Genomic DNA, 18,186 nt, shown 5'->3' with positions numbered 1-18,186 from the left:
TGGCGGCCGCGTCAGTGGTCGTGCTCGAACGCCCGGTCGGTGGGTGTCTCAGGTATCGCTGGTGAGTCGGCTGTCTATCGGGATCGGTTCCGCACCGACGCACCGGGCGACGTCAGCGACGGATTTCGTCTCGAAGACGAAGTAGTCGGCGGGGACGGCTTCGACGACCGGTTCGTAGTCGGTCAGCGGTTCGTGCAGGTCCGCCGTTCCGTCGTTGTCGTGGAGGTGGCAGACTCGGATGCGGTCGCCGAAGCGTTCGACGAACGCGCCCCAGTCGCAGTCGTTGACCGTCGCGTGGCCGACGTCCAGCGTGACGCCGAAGTACTCCGGGGTCACGTCTACCTCGGCGAGCACCGCTTCGAGGTCGGACGGCGTCGTCGTGTAGCGGCACTCCGACTCGTCTCTCGGCTGGTTCTCCAGGCAGAGCGGGACGCCGACGAGGTGGGCGTACTCGGCGCATTCGGCGAGCGAGTGACGCGCGTTCTCGCGGGCGGTCGAGCGGACCCACTCGGGGTAGCGGCGAGGGACGGATCCGCCGTGGACGACGACGGCCCCGGCCCCGGCGGTAGCGGCGTCGTCGATGGTCCGCTTGACCTGTCGGACCGACGCCCGCCGGGATTCCTCGTTGAAACTGCCGAGGTTCCAGTCGCGGAACGGCGCGTGATAGGTGACCGAGACGCCGTAGCGGTCGGCCAGTTCCCGTACGTCCTCGGGCGTCGGCGCGTCGGGGTGGCCGTGGAGGTACTCCCGCTTGAACTCGACGTGGTCCAATCCGAGGTCCGTGAGGTAGTCGAGGAACGCCTCGGCGGTCGCGCCGAAGCGGACGTCCATCGCCGCGCCCAGACGCGCGTCGGTCGTCGTCGTCATCGTCGCCCCTCCGCGGTCCCGTCGGCGCGATACACCCGTCTGCCGCCGACGAGCGCTCGCGTGACGGTCGGCGTCGGGTCGCGCTCTACGACGACGAGGTCGGCGCGCTTGCCCGCTTCCAGTCGGCCCCGGTCGTCGAAGCCGACGGCCTCGGCCGGGTTCGCGGTGACGCGCCGGACGCGGTCGGGCAGGGGTTCGCCGGTGTCGACGAACGCGCCGGCCAGCAGCGACGGCGGGTGGTAGTCGGCGACCAGCGTATCGACGACGCCGGCCTCGATGGCGTCGGCCGTCGAGAGGTTCCCCCACTGGCTCTCGCCCCGAACGAGGTTCGGCGCGCCCATCGCGGTAGTCATCCCGCGCTCTGTGGCGCGTTCGGCCGTTTCGAGCGTGATGGGGTACTCGGTGATGTCGACCCCGGCCGCGGCGAGGCGGTCGACTTCCGCGGGGTCCTCGTCGTCGTGGGAGGCCGTCGTCGCGCCCACCTCGTGTGCCGCCTCGACGACGCGGCCGACCCGTTCGCGGATAGTCGCCATGGAGACGCCGCTTCGCTGCTCTATCATCGCTTCGGCCTCCTCGACGGAGTGGTTCTCCGACTCCTCGTAGAACTCCAGGAACGCCTCGACGTCCTGGAACTGCCCCTTGCCGGGGACGTGATTCATCACCGAGACGAGGTCGGCGTCGCCGTTCTCGACGACCGTCGAGACGGCATCGACGCAGGCCTCCTGCGTGACCTCACACCGGGCGTGAAGTCGGTGGTCGACGAGCAGTCGGTCGGCGTCGGTGATGGCGTCGGTGAGGTCGGTCGCCAGTTCCGGCGAGCGGTTCGCCGAGCTGTCCCGTTCGAAGGAGACGGCGTGGAACTTCGTCGTGATGCCGGCGGCGACGTTGCTCCGGTCGGCCGAGGACAGCGCCATCGAGATGTCCATCCGCGCGCCCGACCGGGGGAAGAGGTGGCTCTCGATGTCGTCGCCGTGGAGGTCGACGAGGCCCGGCAGGACGTACCGCCCGGCGGCGTCGACCACGCTCTCGGCGGCGTCGGCGTCCACGTCGCCGACGGCGGCGATGCGGTCGCCTTCGACGCGGACGCCACCTTCGATCACCGCCTCGGGCGTGACGACGCGGCCGTTCACGACCGCGACGCTCCCGTTGGCGGCCGTCTCGTCGGGCACTGCGGTCGTCATCCGACCACCTCCCCTTCGAAATCGGCGACCGGGACGACGCGCTGGAGCTTCCCGTCGTCCAGCACCACCACGCGGTCGGCGACGGCTTCGATGACCGCGGTGTTGTGGAAGACGCCGACGACGGTGGTGTCTTCCCCGACGTACTCCCGCAGGAGGTCGATGGCGGCCTGCCGCGTCTCCGGGTCGAGCGCGCTGGTCGGTTCGTCCAGCAGGAGGAGGGCCGGTCTCGGCGAGAGCGCCTGCGCGAGATTGACGCGCTGGCGCTCCCCGCCGGAGAACGTCGCCGGGTACGCCTCCCAGAGTGCTTCGGGAAGGTCGAGTCGGGAGAGCAATTCGCGGGCCTCCCCGCGTGCGTCCTCGGCCGGAACGCCCTGCTCGCGGAGCGGGCGAGCGACCACGTCGACGGCCGGGACGCGCGGAATCTCGTCTAGAAACTGCGACGTGTAGCCGATGGTCGCATCGCGCAGGGCGATGACCTCGCGGTCGTCGCAGGCGGCGAGGTCGATGCCGTCGCCGGCGTCGCCGTCAGCGAGTTCGTCCGCCCCGTGGTAGACGATGCGGCCGCCGGTCGGGTCGTAGGTCCGGTAGAGGCACTTCAACAGCGAGGACTTGCCGCTGCCGGATTCTCCGACGACCGCGAGGAACTCTCCCTCGCGGACGTCGAACGAGACGTCGTCGAGTCCGACGACCTGCGTGTCGCCGAGGACGTGCATGTCGAAGGTCTTCGAGAGCCCTTCGACGGACAGTACTGTCATATTACTGAATTGATGAGGGTCTGCGTGTACTCGTGGTGCGGGTCTTCCATTACGCGGTCGGTGAGGCCCGATTCGACGACGCGGCCGTGACGCATCACCAGCGTCCGGTCGGCGAGCAGCCGGACGACGCCGAGGTCGTGAGAGACGACGACGGCGGCCACGCCCTTCTCTCGCTGGACGCGCCGGAACATGTCGAGGACGCGGGCCTGCACGCTCACGTCGAGCCCAGTCGTCGGTTCGTCCAGCACGACGAGTTCGGGGTCGTTCGCCAGCGCGCGGGCAATCTGGACGCGGCGCTGCATCCCACCGGAGTAGGTGCTGGTCGGATCGTCCATCCGGTCGACCGGAATCTCCGTGGCTTCGAACAGCTCTCGTACGCGAGCGCGAACGTCCTCGAAGGAACGCCACCCGGCCGAGAGCAGTTTCTCGGCGACGTTGCCGCCGCCCGTGAATTCGGGGTTGAGGCCGTCGCGGATGTGCTGGTGGACCAAGGCGATGTCGCCGGTCCGCAGGTCGTGGCGCGTCTCGTAGTCAACGTCCAGTAAGTTCCCCTCGTGGCCGGCGTAGCGGACTACACCGTCCGTCTCCGCGTCGGGGTCGCGCTCTAGAGCCAGTTGCTCGGCGAGGCTGGACTTGCCGGACCCGGACTCGCCGACGATTCCCAGCACCTCGCCCGCCCGCACCGTCAGGTCGGCCTCGGCGCAGGCGACGACGCTCCCGCAGTGGGGACACTGGTTCGTCCCCGCCCGGTCGCCCGTCGCGTCGAGACACCGGTCGCAGCCATCGCCGTAGACGGTCCGGAGGCCCTCGGCGTCGAGCAGCGTCATTCGCCGGCACCCCCCGAACTGGCTTCCTCGTTGTCCGGCGTCCCCGGTCCCCAGTCCACGCCCTCGCGGTCGAGGTGGTGATCTTTCGGGATATCGGAGTCCTCACGGCGCTTCTCACAGAAACTCGAATCGTTACAGGCGTAGCGCGTCTCGAAGGAGCTATCGGCGGCTTCGCCGCCCCCTTCCTCCCGCGTCGTCTGGGGTGACTCGCTCTCCTCCGAGACCTCCACGAGGTAGGTGTCGGTGGACCCGCAGGCGTGGCAGGCCGCGTCGGGAAACCGCTCGACGGTGAACTCGCGGTCCTCGAAGGCCAGCGGTTCGACGTCGGTGTGTGGCGGGACCGCGTAGATGCGGGCCTCGCGACCGGCCGCGAAGACGTACAGATTCTCGGCGTCGTCGAGTTTGGGCACGTCCCAGCGCGGGATTGGCGAGGGGTCCATCAGGTAGCGCTCGGCGACCATCGTCGGGTACCGGGAGGCGATGTTAATCTCGCCCCACTCGACGACGTTCTCGTAGAGGTGGACCCACATCTTCCCGTAGTTCTTGTGGGCGTGGCGGCGGCGGTTAGCGGCGTCCGAGGAATCGACCTTCCGAAGCGGGTCCGTGATGGGCACCTGCAACACCAGAATCTGCTCGTCGGTCAGCACCTCCTCTGGAATGCGGTGGCGAGTCTGGACGACGCCGGCCTCGGTGGTGTCCGTCGTCGTCTCGACGTCGGCGGTGTTCTCGGCCAGTCGGCGGATGTTGGCCGCGTTGACGCTCTCGTCGGCCCCCTGGTCGACGACCTTGAACGTCTCGTCGGGGCCGAGTAAGGACAGTGAAGCCTGTATCCCACCGGTCCCCCACCCGCGGGCCAGCGGCATCGGCCGGGAGGCGTAGGGCACCTGATGGCCCGGGACGGCGACGGCTTTCAGCGTCGCCCGGCGCACCTCGCGCTTGGTGTGTTCGTCGAGGTACGCGTAGTTGTACCCCGACAGCCCGTCGCCGTCCAAGGAATCGAGGACGGCGTCGACGGAGTCGGTCGGGACGGTGGTACCGCCGTCGGTCGATGCAACCGGGTCGTCGGCTGTGCGTTCGTCAGTCATCGTCGCTCACCTCCGCGACCGGCGGCTCAGCCGCCGGGGTCCGGTCGTCGCTATCGCCTTCGCTGTCCTCGTCGTCGGCCTCCGTGGACACGCGCCCGTCCTCGTTCAGCCCCTTCCGCTCGCGGATGGCGCGGATGCGGTCGAGGATGGACTGGAAGGTGACGTAGTGGGGCAGTTTGAGGTGTTCGATGAAGCCGAAGGAGTCCATCCCGTCGACGGTGTCCAGCACGAACTCGGGGTTCTCGGCGGGTTCGTCCTCGCCGTCGAGTTGGATGGATGCGTCCAAGATGGTCATCCCGATGGCCTTGCGCTCGTTGCGCCCGAAGGTCAGGCCGTAGCCGAAGGCGAACTGCGGGTCCTCGCGCTTGGCGTAGACGGGGACGACGGCCTCGGACTCGCTGACTTCCGCGTGAGCGACCGTCACCTCGTCGCCGGTGTAGGGATGCTCGATTCGCACGGGGAGTTCGCCGATGCGGACCTCCGCCAGCGTCGGGTGGACCTGTCCGTAGCCCCGGAGCGCGGAGTAAGCGAGCGCCGTGACCGCGCCCGTCTCGCCGCGGGCGAGTTCCTGCAGGACCGCGTCACGCTCCGGCGGATGCGTCACCGGCTCTCGCGTGGTGTCGGTCGGCTCCTCGACGCCGGCCTCGTCGGGTTCGGCGACCAGTCCCTCCTCGCGGAGGAGTTCCATCACGTTGGTCAGGTCCTCGGGGTCGCCCGCGTCCTCGATGTCCCACTCCTCGGTGGGGTCCTCGGCGTCGCCCTCCAGGAGGTCGAAGTCGAGCAGTCGCTGGGTGTAGTCCTTCGTCGGCCCGAGAATCTGCCCGCCGGGGACGTCCTTGAACGCCGGGGAGACGCGCCGACTGGCGACCATCTCGCTGGGCGCTATCGGCTCGGTCTCGTCGTACCGCTCCAGCGTCGAGCGGTAGGCCCGAAGCAGGAACGCCGCCTCGACGGTGTCGCCCTGCGCCTGCTTGACCGCGAGCGCCGCGAGTCGGGGGGCGTACAATCCCGCCTCGCTCATCGCCTGCGAGGTGAGTCGGCCCAACTGCTCGTCTATCTGTTCGACGGCGACGTCCTCGCCATCGCCCGCCGTTCGCTGTTTCTCGAACAGTTCTTCGGCGCGCTCGATTAGCTCCTCGCCCGCGGTGACGGCGACGTACCCCATCAGGCCACCTCCTCGGCGGCCGTCTCGTCGGCAGTCGTCTCGTCGCTCACGGTCAGCGTCACCGAGCGGGGAATCGCCGCGACGCGGTCGCCCGCCGCGAAGACGGCGTCGACGCCGCGCGGATACTCGGATTGGGCGGTTGCGAGGGCGTCGAGTTCGCTCGGCGGCACTCCGACGGAGAGCGTCGCCGTCCCGTCTACGCCCGGGCCGAAGAGCGTCACCGGTGTCAGGTCCTCGCTCCGACCGCTCGCACACTCGGCCTCGTACACGACGGTCGCGCCGCCGCTGGGTTCGACGAGCGTGCCGCGTGTACACTCTCTGACGTCGAACGCGTGGGACTCGCGTGCGTGGACGACGTCCGCCTCCTCGGGCGGGGCCGCGTCGAGGCGGCCCTGACTCGACAGCGCCTCGCGTAGCGTCTCGTCGTCGGTGGCGACGGTCACCTCGTGGTCTACGAGCGTCGCCACGACGGCGTAGTCGGCCGGTTCGGGGACCGACTCGACCGTTCCCGGACGACTCATCGCGTCCAGCAGCGCCCGGAACGTCTCGCGCGTCTCGTGGACCGGGTCGATGCCGAGCGCCCTCATTCCTCGTCCTCCATCGTCTCGAAGTCGACGGTCGTGTGCTTGCTCTCGGCCCACGCCCGTGCGCGCTCTCGCTCGTGCCGGTCGGCGACGCGGCGGAGTTCCGCGACGATGTCCTCGGTCAGCGGGTGGCCCCCGGCGACGGCGGCGTCTACGATGGCCCCCGAGAGCGCGGCGCGTTCGGCTTTCCCGGGAACCATCGCAAAGCCGCGGTGGCCGTCGAGCGTCACTTCCGCCGGCGTGACGACGACTTCGCCGAGGTTGAACGGGCGGCGCTCGACCGGTTCGACCACCCGTTGCATCAGCAGTTGCGGCTTCGGGTCCTGTCGCACCGACAGCGGCGGGTCGTCTTCCAGAACGTCGTCGGCGAACCGGGCGAGCGTCGCGCCCTCGCAGGCGGCTACCAACTCGAATCGGTCCGAACGGTCGTGTGGGTCAACCATGCACTCGGTCGAAAGCAAGCGACAACCGCCGCATAAGGGTTCGCTGGGTACTCTCTATCGTTCGTGTTCTCCCCGTGCTCGAACCCGCCCTCGTCGTTTTCGGTACGGACTAGTCTGTACTCGGTAGCGTCTGCTGCCTCTCAGTGCGTGGTCCAGACGCGAAATACGGACCGCCCGGACTCTACGCAGGCAACTGTTATTCGACCCCTTTGCTACGCACCGAGTGATGACAGACAGCGTGTCAGCGACGGGCGGTACGGGGTCGAAAACGAGCCGACGCGGGTTCCTCGTGAAATCCGGGGTCGCCGCTGGGGCCCTGACCGGCCTCGCCGGGTGTTCGAGCGTGATGGGGTCCTCCGACGGAGCCGAGACGGTGACGATGCTCCTCACGCCGGACAACCCGTCCGACGTCCGTCGGCGTTACGAGCCGATGCACAACCTCATCGAGGGCGAGGTGGACGGCGTCGAAGTCGAGACGCAGGTCCCGCAGGACTACTCCGCGATTCGCCCGGCGCTGAAGAGCGAGCAGGCCGAAATCGGGATGGACGACATCACGCTCATCTCGAACCCGGACCTCATGGACGTCTACGGCACGGCCGTCACGGGCGGGTCCGCGTTCTACTTCTCGGTGATGCTGACCAACCCCGACTCGAACATCCAGCAGCGAACCGACGTCGAGGGCGAGACGATGGCCTTCGCCGACCGCCTCTCGACGAGCGGGTCCATCTTCGCCGTCTACGCGCTCAAGCAGGCCGGACTGGACGTCGGCGAGGCCCCCGACGGCGACCCGGTCGACTTCGAGGGTAGCTGGTCGAACCACGAGGTCGCGCTGGAGAAACTCGGCAACGGCGAGGCCGACGCCGCGACCACTTGGGGCGGCAACGGCATCGCGCACATCCCGAGCGGAACGGAAGTTCCCGACCGCGTCGACCAGAAGAGCTCGTTCCTCGACACCATGGGCTCCGAGTCGCCGAAGTTCCGCCCCTTCTGGTGGTCCTTCCCCATCCCGAAACAGCCGGTCTACGCCCGGAAAACGTGGAAATCCGACAAGAAAGACGAGATCGGGACCGTGCTGCGCAACTCCGATAAGGGACTCATCCAGCAGTACTACCCCGAGGACTACGACGAGGAGGAACTGCCCTTCACGACGCTGGCTCAGACCTCGATGAAGGAGTACCAACCCGTCATCAAGCGCCTCGATGCCCTCGGCATCGAACTGGGCGAGTAACCACGCGAAGATTTCAGTCCCATGAGCACACTCACAGTCGAGAACCTCACCAAGGAGTACGGCGACGTGACCGCCGTCGAGGACGTCTCCTTCGAGATAGAGGACGAGTTCGTCGTCCTACTGGGCGAGTCCGGGGCCGGGAAGTCGACGATGCTTCGCTGCATCAACGGCCTGACCGAACCGACCAGCGGCGGCGTCTACCTCGACGGGGACCCCCTCGTCGGATCACAGCCCGAAGTGGGAATGATATTCCAGCAGCACAACCTCGTCGAGGGCGTCTCGGCGTACCTGAACGCGCTCAACGGCTCGCTGGAGCGGACCGGACTACTGGAGAGCCTCTTCCAGTGGCAACACCGCGAGGACAAGGAACGGGCGCTCGACGCCCTCCAGACGGTCGGGCTACTGGACGAGGCCCACCAGCGCGTCTCCCAGATGAGCGGGGGGCAGCAACAGCGCGTCGGCATCGCCCGCGCGCTCGTTCAGGACCCCTCGCTCCTGCTGGCCGACGAACCAGTCGCCAGCCTCGACCCGGCTAGCGCCGAGACGGTGATGGGCTACTTGAAGAAAGCCGCCGGCGTCCACGAGGTGACGGCGCTGGTGAGCCTCCACCAAGTCAACATCGCGGCCCACTTCGGCGAGCGGTTCATTGGCCTGCGGGACGGCCACCTCCTGTTCGACGTCGAACCGGACGAGTTGACCCCGGCGCTCATCGACGACCTCTACGGCAGCGTCGAGACGGTCGGCCTGGCCGAACAGCGCGACGGCGCGGAGAAGAGCGACGAGAACGATACCCCCGGTCAGAGGGTCGAAGCGTGAGTTCGAAGTCCGCTGACGGCGGCGGCCTCAGGGAGTATCTGGGTTTCGCCTCGCTGGGCGAGTCCCCGACGGAGCAGAAGCTCCGGGACATGAAACGCCGGACGACGCTCCGGCGACTCTACACGCTCGTCGGCCTCGTCTTCGGCGTGCTGTTCTTCTTCCTCAGCCTCTACATGGTCGGCTTCTCGATAGTCGAACTGGTCACGCAGATTCCCCAGTTCCTCGAAGCCCTGACCGAGTACTTCCCGCCGACCACGTACTACGGGATTCCGTTCGTCGACGTCGGGCAGTACTGGCAGTTCATCGTCGCCGAGAACCTCTTTCGGGCCTCGCTCGTCACCGTCTCCATCGCCTTCGCCGGGTCCGTCCTCGGGTTGCCGGGCGCGCTCTTCTTCGGCGTGATGGCGAGCGAGCGGGTCGTTCCCTACCCCTTCAACTTCCTCTTTCGCGCGACGATGAGCTTCATCCGCGCCATCCCGGCGCTGGTGTGGGTACTCATCCTCATCCCGCTGGGCGGCGTCAGTCCGTTCACGGCGACGCTGGCCATTATGATAGACACCACCGGCTACCTCGGTCGCCTGTTCACCGACGAACTCGAAGAGATAGCCGACGGCCCCATCGAGGGTATCCGCTCGACCGGCGCGAACAAACCGCAGGTCATCTCCTTCGGAATGCTGAGTCAGGTGTTCCGCCAGTTCATCGCGTGGATAGCGTTCGACTTAGAACACAACGTCCGGGTCGCCATCAGCCTCGGCCTCATCGGGGCTGGCGGCCTCGGTCTGGAACTGGACATCCAGCGCAAGACGTTCAACTACACGGAGATGATGGCCTGCATCATCCTCATCCTCCTGCTCGCCGGGTCCGTCGAACTGCTGAGCCAGCGGATTCGGTCGTACCTCCGCGACGACGAGGCAGTCGAACAGAGCGGCGTGCTGGAGGCGTTCCTGAACGCGCCGAAGAAGATACTCGAATCCACCGCGGGGCGGCGGTAGGATGGTCTACGTCGAAGACCACGGTCCCGACCGCATCCGCGAGTTGGGCCCCGAACCCACGCTGCACGACCCCGTCACCATCTCCGAGAGCGAACTCGGCGAGTGGACCGAAGTGAGGCGGGGCACGCGCATGCACGCCTCGGCCATCGGCGACTACACCTACTTGATGGAGCGGGTGCAACTGGACTACGCGACGGTCGGGAAGTTCGGCAACGTCGCCGCCAGCGCCCGTCTCGGCCCGACCAACCACCCCATCGACCGCCCGACGGCCCATCACTTCACCTACCGCGCCGGGATGTACGACATGGGCGAGGACGACGACTCTATCTTCGAGTGGCGGGCCGGCCAAGAAGTGGCGGTCGGTCACGACGTGTGGATAGGCCACGGCGCTATCGTCCTGCCCGGCGTCACCGTCGGCAACGGGGCCGTCGTCGCTGCCGGCGCGGTCGTCGCTCACGACGTGCCCGCCTACACCGTCGTCGCGGGCGTGCCAGCCGAACCCATCCGCAGGCGGTTCCCCGAGGACGTGGCTCGGCGCGTCGAGGCGACAGAGTGGTGGGAGTGGGACCACGAGACGCTCGCCGACCGACTGCCAGCGTTCCGTGACCTCGACCGGTTTCTCGACACCTACGCGCCCGAGTCAGTCGAAGCGGCGGACTGACGGCGCGGCCTTTCACCACGTCCGCGAGAACGCCGAACAGTCACTCCTCGTTCAGCGTGAGCGTGTGCTCTCTGACGGCACCGCACGACGGGCACTCGTGTTCGTAGTGAATCTCGTGGCCGTCCGTCTCGCTGGACCACCTCCCGCTCTCGCTCCGGTGTTCTCGCCGGATACGTTCCCCGAGCAGTTGGTCGAAGCGTTCGAACACGGCGAGATAGAGCCCTGAGGCCGCGGCGCTATATCATTACGTGGTCGGGCTCGACGCCGGAGTGGAGCGTCACCGCCAGTTCGGCGGCGTCCACCCAGTAGTAGATGGCCCGCTCCAGCGCTCGGGTCACCGTCACGAGGTAGCCGTACAGTTCCATGTCGTAGGCCGTGACGAGTTCGAACAGTTCGTCTAAGTCCCGGTGGACCGCCTCCTCGGCCACTCGCAGGTCCTCGTGGGCCGTGAGGTCACAGTCGAAGAGGATGGCCGAGAGGTGGTCGTTGATTCGGTCCCCCGCCTCGAAGATGTCCGCGAGTCGCTCCCCGACGACGCCCGTCGCGGGCGGCGACCGGTCGCCCACCACGTCGGCGACGAAGCAGGCGCGGTCCCCGACGATCTCGAGGTTGGTGGCGATGGTTGCGAGGTCCGCAGCCACTCGGTTTCCCGGCCAGTCCGTCGTCAGGGTGTACGACTTCAGTTCCGCGATGACGGCGAAGTACCGCTCGTTGGTCAGCGATTCCAGGGTGTCGGCCGAGCGCTCCGGCTCCTCGCCTTCGAAGGCCGCGCGGGCGGCTTCGTACTGCGTGGTCGTGACGTCTTCGAGGCGTTCGAGTAGGTCGAGGACCGCCGGCCCGCGGTCGTTGGGCGGCGTCTCACCGTTCTCTCGCTCGGCGTCGGTGTCGCCGTGGAGACGGGAGATGCCCGTCGCGTCGGCGTACACCGCGGCGTCGTCGACGACGTACCCCTTCTGGACGACGCCTTCGCTCTTCAGTTCCTGTAGAATCTCGGAGAGATACTGTTCGGAGATTCCCACCGTCGCCGCGAGATCGGCCTTCGTCTCCGGCGCGGTTCGGTCTATCGCTTCGACGACTTGCACGCGCGTCGCGTCGCGTCCTTGCTGGGTCGCGGCCAGCGGTCGCTGCCACGGTTGGCGGGACATACTCGGCGATTCGAGAGGCGGCCAATAGGGGTATCCCACAGACTGTCTGGACGGCTATATAGCAGTCCGGCTTCCCGGACGAGAGTTTACCCGAACCCGTCACTGTTCGGGGCCGTACCGATATATGCCGATCAACACCGGAACGTACCACTCATATAAAACCTAACACGGGATGTGTGGAGAGTGACTCCCATGGAGACGCGAAAGGTCCAGCTCTCGGGGGGGACGACCTACACCGTTTCGCTGCCGAAGACGTGGGCGAACGAACACGGGATAGAGTCCGGGTCGGTACTCACGCTACATCCGAACGGCGACGGCTCGCTGCTGGTCGAGGCGAGCAGGGACCGCTCGGCCACGGAGCGTTCGACCACTGTCGACGTGGCGACCGACTCGGAGAACGCCCTCCGGCAGCGCATCCGCGCACTGCACGCCGTCGGCTTCGATTCGGTGACGCTGCTGGACACCTCCGGTCACGGGAAAGCCCGGCGCGCCCTCGTCGAAGAGACCGTCGCGGAACTGTCCGGCTTCGAACTGCTGGAGGCCGGCGACACCCGCATCCGCCTGACGAACCTCATCGACGCCCAGAACGTCGACGTCCGGAAGTCGGCCCTGCGTCTCCGATTGGTGATGCTCTCGATGCACCGGGACGCCGTCGACTCCGTTATCGACGCCGACGAGAGCCTCGCTCGGCGCGTCGTCGACCGGGACGGCGAGGCGGACAAACTGTTCGCCATGGTGACCCGGCACTTCCGCCGGGCGCTGACCGACCTCCACGAAGTGGAGAAACTCGACCACGGCCGGGACGAACTGTTCGAGTACTACTACGCCAGTCGGCAGTTCGAACGCGTCGCCGACCACGCGGTGAAGATGGCGAAGTTCGTCATCGACCCCGAGGCCGCCGTCCCCGCGGCGTTCGCCGACCGCCTCTCGACGCTCGCGGCCAGTTCCCGGCAGGTGGTGGACGACGCCGCCGACGTCATCCTCGCCGACGCCGGTATCGACGCCGCCCACTCGGCCCTCGCCGAGCGGGACCGACTGGCCGACGGCCTCACGGAACTGGACCGCGAGTTGTACAGCCACGACGACCCGGCCGAAGCGTACGTCGTCGGCCTCCTGCTGGACAGCATCCGACGAACAGCCGAGTACGGGATGAACATCGCCGGGGTCGCCATCCAGCAGACGGTTCGTGAGGGGATGGACGACTGATACGGACTGCTGTAGCTATCTTCCAAGTCGACCGCACGGCGCGTGCGCTCGGTCCGGTAACGAACTAGGTGCCCGTATGACCGGTTCCGACGACGACACACCGGGAGTCGAGACACCGATCCCATCGGGCACTCGAGTCTGACGGTTTTAATACCGTCGCCCCGCCAGCCAACGGTAGCAAGGATGCCCGGACACCGCTACGCCGACGTCCTCGCGGGCTACCCGGTGGAATCGGCGGCCCCGAGTGACGCGGTGAGAAGACGTATCGCTGCCCGAAAGACGACAGCATGAACACCGTCGTCGACTGGCGCAAGAGCGTCGCGCTCACCGGGACTGTCGTGAAGTTCCTCTCGGTGGCGATGCTCGTTCCCCTCGTCGTCGCGCTGGTCTACGGCGAGGACGTCGGCGTCTTCGGCGTCTCCATCGTCGGCACCGTCCTCCTCGGACTGGCCGTCGAGCAACTGGACCCCGGAACGGAACTCCGCGAGCGCGAAGCCCTCCTCTTCGTCGCACTCACGTGGTTCGTCGTCGCCGTCGTCGGGGCGGTGCCGTACGTGCTGGCCGGGTGGGGAACCGCTTCGACGCTCGCCGACCCCGTCAACGCCCTGTTCGAGTCCATGTCCGGCTTCTCGACGACGGGGGCGACCGTGATGGGCGAGATAGGGACCGACCGGCACTCACACGCCATCATGATGTGGCGGCAGGTGACCCAGTGGCTGGGCGGGATGGGTATCATCGTCCTGATGGTCGCCATCCTTCCCGAACTGGCGGTCAACGGCGCCCAACTCATCAGCGAGGAGGCACCCGGGCCGACGCTGGAGAAACTCACGCCACGCATCAGCGAAACGGCCCGAATCCTCTGGCAGGCGTACTTCGCGTTCACCGTCCTGCTGGCAGTCCTCCTCTACGGCCTCCATCTGGCCGGCTACGCGCCGAACATGGACCTGTACAACTCGGTCGCGCACGCGTTCTCGACGCTCCCCACCGGTGGCTTCTCGACGAAGCCGGCGAGCATCGCCGCGTTCTCGGCGGCGGTGCAGTGGGTCATCATCCCGTTCATGGTCGTCGCCGGCACCAACTTCGCGCTGTTCTGGTACCTGTTCGACGGCGAGGTACGCACCGTCTTCGAGGACACCGAGTTCCGCGCGTACGCCGGTGCGACGGCCGTCTTCACCGCCGTCCTGTTCGGCCTCCTGTTCTCGGGCGCGGCCCCGGCGCTCGCAAACGGTGGCACCACGGAGGGCGCGTTCGCCAACGCCCTGCGGCAGGCGGCGTTTCAGGTCGGGTCGCTGATGAACTCGACCGGGTACGCTACCAGCGACTTCGCTCAGTGGGAAGTCCACAGCCAACTCGTCCTGCTACTCGTGATGTTCGTGGGTGGCTCTGCGGGGTCCACGGGCGGGGGCATCAAGGTGGTCCGTTGGCTCATCGTCCTGAAGACGCTCCGTCGGGAACTGTTCCACGCGAGCCACCCCGACGCGGTCCGGCCGGTCAGACTCGGCGACGTCGTCGTCGACGAGGAGGCGATTCGGGGCGTCGTCGGGTTCACGCTCCTCTATCTGCTGGTGTTCGGCTTTGCGGCGGTGTTCATCGCGCTGGACGCCACTCGCGTCGGCATCCCGCTCACGCCGATGGAGGCAGTCGGTGCGAGTCTGGCTGCCATCGGCAACATCGGACCGGCCTTCGGCCGACTGGGGCCGTTCGGGTCGTACCTGATGTTGCCCGATACGACGAAAGTAGTGATGATTCTCCTGATGTGGGCCGGGCGACTCGAAATCATCACGGTACTGGTCGTGTTCACGCGGTCGTTCTGGCAGCGCTGATCCGCTCAGACCAGGTCGCCGGGGACGCACTCTTCGTTCTCGGCGAGGAGGCAGATCATGGGTCGTATCTGTTCGAACTCCGGCCCTCGCGAGACGACGCCGGCGTCACGGTCCCACTCTATGAGTCCTGCTTGTGCCAGTTTCGGGAGGTGGGTGTGATACAGTTCGATGGTCACTGTCGAGTCCGCCGTCGTTCCACTGGTGGCCATCGCGGGTGATTGGCCGTGACGGGCTCCCCGCATCAATATCGCATCAGGGACCTCGATGTGCTCCGAATCACAGAGGGTGACGAGTATCTGTCGCCGGTAATCCGCGGCTAACAGTTCGAAGACCGACGATGCCCCGAGCACAACGTCATGATTAAACTACATTCCTAATAAGTATTGTCTAGGAATCAGGAACGCCAGTAGGCCCGAGTCAGGAGGACGAACACGGGGAGAATCTCCAGGCGACCGGCCCACATCAGGAATATCATGTACGCCTTACTGGTCCACGCGAAGTCCGTGTACCCGTTCATCGGGCCGACGGCACCGAACCCGGGACCGACGTTGCCGAGCGTCGCGGCGACGGCGGACATCACTTCGAGGACGGACAGCGAGTAGCCGACCCGGGCGCAGTCGAAGAAGACGACTGCGACGCTGACGAAGAAGAGGACCAGATACAGCAGCGTGAAGGCGTAGATGCCACGGACCGCGCGCTCGTCGATTACGCGACCGCCCAACCGGACCGGCGAGACGGCCTCGGGGTGAATCGTCGTGAATAGCTCCCGACGGAGCGACTTCAGGATGACGAGCCAGCGGATCATCTTGACCGCCCCGCCCGTCGACCCGGCGGACCCGCCGACGAACATCCCGAACAGGAGGAGGTACTTGGTGGCGTCACTCCACGTGTTGAAGTCCATCGAGGCGTACCCCGTCGTCGTGACGATGGAGGTGACCTGAAACGTCGCGTGCCGGAGCGAGCGCTCAGCACTCCCGTCGATGGGGAGGACCTGCTCCGGAATCGATGCGAGGCCCGGACCGAGACCAGCGAACAGCAGGCCCGCGATGACGGCCGATAGCGTGGCCATCACGCCCGCGTAGAACCTGAACTCGCTGTCCTCGTGGAACACGTCGAGGTTCCCCTGCGTGGCCCGCCAGATGAGCGCGAAGTTGGTACCGGCGACGACCATGAACGGGATGACGACCCACTGCACCGCCGCAGAGAACGCCTCGATGGACCGGGCGGCCGGCGAGAACCCGCCGGTCGGCATCGTCGTCAGCGGGTGGGCGACGGCGTTGTACAGCCCCATGTTCGGGGCGAACCCGGCCAGATGGAGGCCGTAGAGGAGCACGAACTCGAGGACGGTGAACCCGAGGTACGCCAGCCACAGCGCTCGCGCCGTCTCGGCGATACGGGGCGTGAGCTTTTCGATGCCGGGACCGGGCGCCTCGGCGTCCATCAACTGCGCGCCCCCGACGGAGAGTTCCGGGAGGATGGCGACAGCGAGGACGACGATACCCATGCCGCCCAGCCACTGGGTCAACTGCCGCCAGAGCAACAGCGCGTGCGAGTGCCGTTCGAACCCGATACTGCCCATGACCGTCGCTCCCGTCGTCGTGAAGCCAGACATGGACTCGAACAGGGCGTTGACGGGGTTCGCGAGCGTCGACTCGGTGCCCATCCCCGCCAGCACGTACGGCACCGCCCCGACGACGGTCACGGCGAGCCACGTCAGCGACACCATCAGGAACGCCTCGCGAGCCCCGAGGTCGGGGTCGGTATCGAGACGTTCGAGAGCGATGCCCGCGAAAACCGTCAGCACGATAGTGATGCCGAAGACCCCGACGTCCTCGCCGTAGTACAGCGCCAGCAGCATCGGTGCGAGCATCGCCACCGAGAGGTACTTCACGACGCTCCCGACCAGCGAGACCGCCGCTCGCCAGTCGACGCGGAGGGAGCGGGACTGCGCCGTCGCCCCGAGCATGGTCAGAGGACGGTGCTGGCGGCGTCGAGTGACTCGGCGTCGACGAACAGGACGACGTGGTCGCCCTGCTGGATGACAGTGTCACCGCGCGGGATGACGAGTTCGCCGTCTCTGGTGATGGCGCCGATGACGACGCCCTCGGGGAGGTCGTCGACGGACTCTCGGATGGGGCGGTCCGCGAGGACGCTCTCTGGTCCTACTTCTATCTCCAGTACTTCGGCGCGGTCGGACTCGATGATGGCGACGTTCTCGGCCTGATGCTCGCGGGTGAACCGCGTTATCTCCTCTGCGGTCGCCTCGCGCGGGTTGACCGCTACGTCGACGCCGACCGCCTCGAACAGCGGGACGTACGCCCCGGAGTCGACGACGGCGACGGCACGGTTCGCTCCGAGGCGCTTCGCCAGCAAACTCGCGAGCAGGTTCTTCTCGTCGTTGTCCAGCGCTGCGACGACGATGTCTACGTCCGCGACGTGTTCGCGCTCGAGGAACTCCCGGTCGGTCGCGTCGCTCTCTAAGACCGTGGTCCCCTCCAGTTCCTCCGCGAGTTCGCGGGCGCGCTCGTGGTTCTGTTCGACGAGTCGGGGTTTCAGGCCGCGGTCCTGTAGTAGTCGGGCGGTGTGGTATCCGACGTCGCTCCCGCCGACGACGAGGACGTTCCGGGCGCCGTCGACGTCGGGGGCTATCTCGTGGGCGAAGGTGTGGACGCTCTCCTGACTGCCGATGACGATGACGTCGTCGCCGGGTTCGAGTACGGTCTCTCCTCGCGGGATGACGACGTCGTCGTCGCGCAGAATCGCCGCGAACGTCAGCGACTCGTAGCGGTCGGCCTCCTCTACGGTCTGGTCGGCGACGGGGCTCGTCTCGGCTATCTCGAACTCGGCCATCTGGACGAGGCCGTCGGCGAACGTCTCCACGTCCTGTGCGGCAGGCAGTCCGACGACTCGCGTAATCGCCTCTGCGGTCAGCAGGTTCGTCGCGACCATGTGGTCGACGCCGAAGGCGCGCTCCGATTGCTCCCACGTCCGGAGGAACTTCGCGCTCTTGACCCGGGAGATGGTGAACGTGTCCGTCACCGTCATGGCGGTGCCACAGGTGACGATGTTCGTCTCGTCGTCGTCCGTGCTGGCGATGAGGATGTCGGCCCGTTCGATGTTCGCGTCCGCCAGCGTCTCGAGGTCTGCGCCGTCCCCCTCGACGCCCAGTACGTCGACGTCGTAGACGAGTTCCTCGACCCGGTCGCCGTCGATGTCGACGACTGCGACGTCGTGCGTGTCGGCCAGACTCCCGGCGATGGCGGACCCGACCTCACCGGCGCCGACGATTACGACGTACATCTGCGACCCTCCGCGTCGTGCATACCCGACCCGTTCAGCCGGCCGCGTGAAGTGTATTTCTATCTCTCGAACTGCCGGCAGACGTGAGGGTTAAGGGTTGTGCGCGAC

At 67.1% G+C, this 18,186-nt stretch carries 19 protein-coding genes; 6 read left to right on the top strand and 13 right to left on the bottom strand.

Translation table 11 applies throughout. The annotated features are described in order from the left end of the window. Window positions 1–48: 48 nt before the first annotated feature. The 8 genes from NDI85_RS09715 to phnG are packed head-to-tail and all read right to left on the bottom strand — an operon-like array spanning window position 49 to window position 6,907. Window positions 49–867, bottom strand: coding sequence for a sugar phosphate isomerase/epimerase family protein (locus NDI85_RS09715; protein ID WP_310915642.1), 819 nt, complete (start codon window positions 865–867; stop codon window positions 49–51). Further along, window positions 864–2,048, bottom strand: a complete 1,185-nt coding sequence (locus tag NDI85_RS09710; RefSeq protein WP_188998706.1) for an alpha-D-ribose 1-methylphosphonate 5-triphosphate diphosphatase — start codon at window positions 2,046–2,048, stop codon at window positions 864–866. The genes NDI85_RS09715 and NDI85_RS09710 overlap by 4 nt, the downstream gene beginning before the upstream one ends. Beyond that, the gene (locus NDI85_RS09705; RefSeq protein ID WP_310915641.1) at window positions 2,045–2,803 is read right to left on the bottom strand and encodes an ATP-binding cassette domain-containing protein; all 759 of its coding nucleotides are present in this window, start codon (window positions 2,801–2,803) and stop codon (window positions 2,045–2,047) included. The genes NDI85_RS09710 and NDI85_RS09705 overlap by 4 nt, the downstream gene beginning before the upstream one ends. Continuing rightward, window positions 2,800–3,630 (bottom strand): ATP-binding cassette domain-containing protein, encoded by an 831-nt coding sequence (locus NDI85_RS09700; protein WP_188998700.1) that lies wholly within the window; start codon window positions 3,628–3,630, stop codon window positions 2,800–2,802. The genes NDI85_RS09705 and NDI85_RS09700 overlap by 4 nt, the downstream gene beginning before the upstream one ends. Beyond that, complete coding sequence (locus tag NDI85_RS09695) at window positions 3,627–4,715, bottom strand: alpha-D-ribose 1-methylphosphonate 5-phosphate C-P-lyase PhnJ (protein WP_188998697.1); 1,089 nt, start codon at window positions 4,713–4,715, stop codon at window positions 3,627–3,629. Before NDI85_RS09695 ends, NDI85_RS09700 begins: the two co-directional genes overlap by 4 nt. Continuing rightward, a complete protein-coding gene (locus NDI85_RS09690) occupies window positions 4,708–5,880 on the bottom strand; it encodes a carbon-phosphorus lyase complex subunit PhnI (protein ID WP_310915639.1) in 1,173 nt (390 codons plus the stop codon). The genes NDI85_RS09695 and NDI85_RS09690 overlap by 8 nt, the downstream gene beginning before the upstream one ends. Then, window positions 5,880–6,467, bottom strand: coding sequence for a phosphonate C-P lyase system protein PhnH (gene phnH, locus NDI85_RS09685; RefSeq protein ID WP_310915638.1), 588 nt, complete (start codon window positions 6,465–6,467; stop codon window positions 5,880–5,882). Before phnH ends, NDI85_RS09690 begins: the two co-directional genes overlap by 1 nt. After that, window positions 6,464–6,907: a phosphonate C-P lyase system protein PhnG gene (gene phnG / locus NDI85_RS09680; RefSeq protein WP_188998688.1), complete on the bottom strand. Its 444-nt coding sequence runs from the start codon at window positions 6,905–6,907 to the stop codon at window positions 6,464–6,466. Before phnG ends, phnH begins: the two co-directional genes overlap by 4 nt. Window positions 6,908–7,133: 226 nt before the next feature. On the opposite strand from phnG, the gene NDI85_RS09675 reads away from it, so the two are divergent. From NDI85_RS09675 to NDI85_RS09660, 4 genes are read left to right on the top strand one after another with little or no spacing between them, the layout of a single operon-like run. Next, the gene (locus NDI85_RS09675) at window positions 7,134–8,135 is read left to right on the top strand and encodes a substrate-binding domain-containing protein (protein ID WP_310915637.1); all 1,002 of its coding nucleotides are present in this window, start codon (window positions 7,134–7,136) and stop codon (window positions 8,133–8,135) included. A 21-nt stretch (window positions 8,136–8,156) separates the two neighbouring features. Beyond that, on the top strand, window positions 8,157–8,951 hold the full coding sequence (locus NDI85_RS09670; RefSeq protein WP_188998682.1) for a phosphonate ABC transporter ATP-binding protein: 795 nt from the start codon (window positions 8,157–8,159) through the stop codon (window positions 8,949–8,951). Beyond that, window positions 8,948–9,943, top strand: a complete 996-nt coding sequence (gene phnE, locus NDI85_RS09665) for a phosphonate ABC transporter, permease protein PhnE (RefSeq protein WP_310915636.1) — start codon at window positions 8,948–8,950, stop codon at window positions 9,941–9,943. The genes NDI85_RS09670 and phnE overlap by 4 nt, the downstream gene beginning before the upstream one ends. Before the next feature lies 1 nt (window position 9,944). Next, window positions 9,945–10,604 carry an acetyltransferase gene (locus NDI85_RS09660; protein ID WP_188998679.1) on the top strand — a complete coding sequence of 220 codons (660 nt, stop codon included), beginning with the start codon at window positions 9,945–9,947 and terminating at the stop codon, window positions 10,602–10,604. Window positions 10,605–10,644: 40 nt separating this feature from the next. Here the strand turns inward: NDI85_RS09660 and NDI85_RS09655 are convergent, their stop codons facing one another. Together NDI85_RS09655 and NDI85_RS09650 are read right to left on the bottom strand one after the other, a co-directional pair. Continuing rightward, window positions 10,645–10,812 carry a hypothetical protein gene (locus NDI85_RS09655; protein WP_310915635.1) on the bottom strand — a complete coding sequence of 56 codons (168 nt, stop codon included), beginning with the start codon at window positions 10,810–10,812 and terminating at the stop codon, window positions 10,645–10,647. Between the two features lie 28 nt (window positions 10,813–10,840). Continuing rightward, the gene (locus NDI85_RS09650; RefSeq protein ID WP_310915634.1) at window positions 10,841–11,749 is read right to left on the bottom strand and encodes a helix-turn-helix domain-containing protein; all 909 of its coding nucleotides are present in this window, start codon (window positions 11,747–11,749) and stop codon (window positions 10,841–10,843) included. Window positions 11,750–11,941: 192 nt separating this feature from the next. On the opposite strand from NDI85_RS09650, the gene NDI85_RS09645 reads away from it, so the two are divergent. Together NDI85_RS09645 and NDI85_RS09640 are read left to right on the top strand one after the other, a co-directional pair. Beyond that, window positions 11,942–12,955 (top strand): phosphate uptake regulator PhoU, encoded by a 1,014-nt coding sequence (locus NDI85_RS09645; protein WP_188998669.1) that lies wholly within the window; start codon window positions 11,942–11,944, stop codon window positions 12,953–12,955. A gap of 287 nt (window positions 12,956–13,242) precedes the next feature. Further along, a complete protein-coding gene (locus NDI85_RS09640) occupies window positions 13,243–14,778 on the top strand; it encodes a TrkH family potassium uptake protein (protein WP_310915633.1) in 1,536 nt (511 codons plus the stop codon). Between the two features lie 5 nt (window positions 14,779–14,783). Here the strand turns inward: NDI85_RS09640 and NDI85_RS09635 are convergent, their stop codons facing one another. From NDI85_RS09635 to trkA, 3 genes are read right to left on the bottom strand one after another with little or no spacing between them, the layout of a single operon-like run. Continuing rightward, window positions 14,784–15,128, bottom strand: coding sequence for a hypothetical protein (locus tag NDI85_RS09635; protein WP_310915632.1), 345 nt, complete (start codon window positions 15,126–15,128; stop codon window positions 14,784–14,786). Between the two features lie 44 nt (window positions 15,129–15,172). Continuing rightward, window positions 15,173–16,744, bottom strand: a complete 1,572-nt coding sequence (locus NDI85_RS09630) for a TrkH family potassium uptake protein (protein WP_188998660.1) — start codon at window positions 16,742–16,744, stop codon at window positions 15,173–15,175. 2 nt (window positions 16,745–16,746) lie between these two features. Further along, window positions 16,747–18,078 (bottom strand): Trk system potassium transporter TrkA, encoded by a 1,332-nt coding sequence (gene trkA, locus NDI85_RS09625; RefSeq protein WP_188998658.1) that lies wholly within the window; start codon window positions 18,076–18,078, stop codon window positions 16,747–16,749. Window positions 18,079–18,186: the final 108 nt, after the last annotated feature.

Origin of the sequence: Haloarcula sp. S1AR25-4 (assembly GCF_031624555.1) — an archaeon.
GTDB lineage: Archaea > Halobacteriota > Halobacteria > Halobacteriales > Haloarculaceae > Haloarcula > Haloarcula pellucida.
Note: the sequence above shows the minus strand (reverse complement) of the source record. Positions and strands in the feature narration are given on the sequence as shown.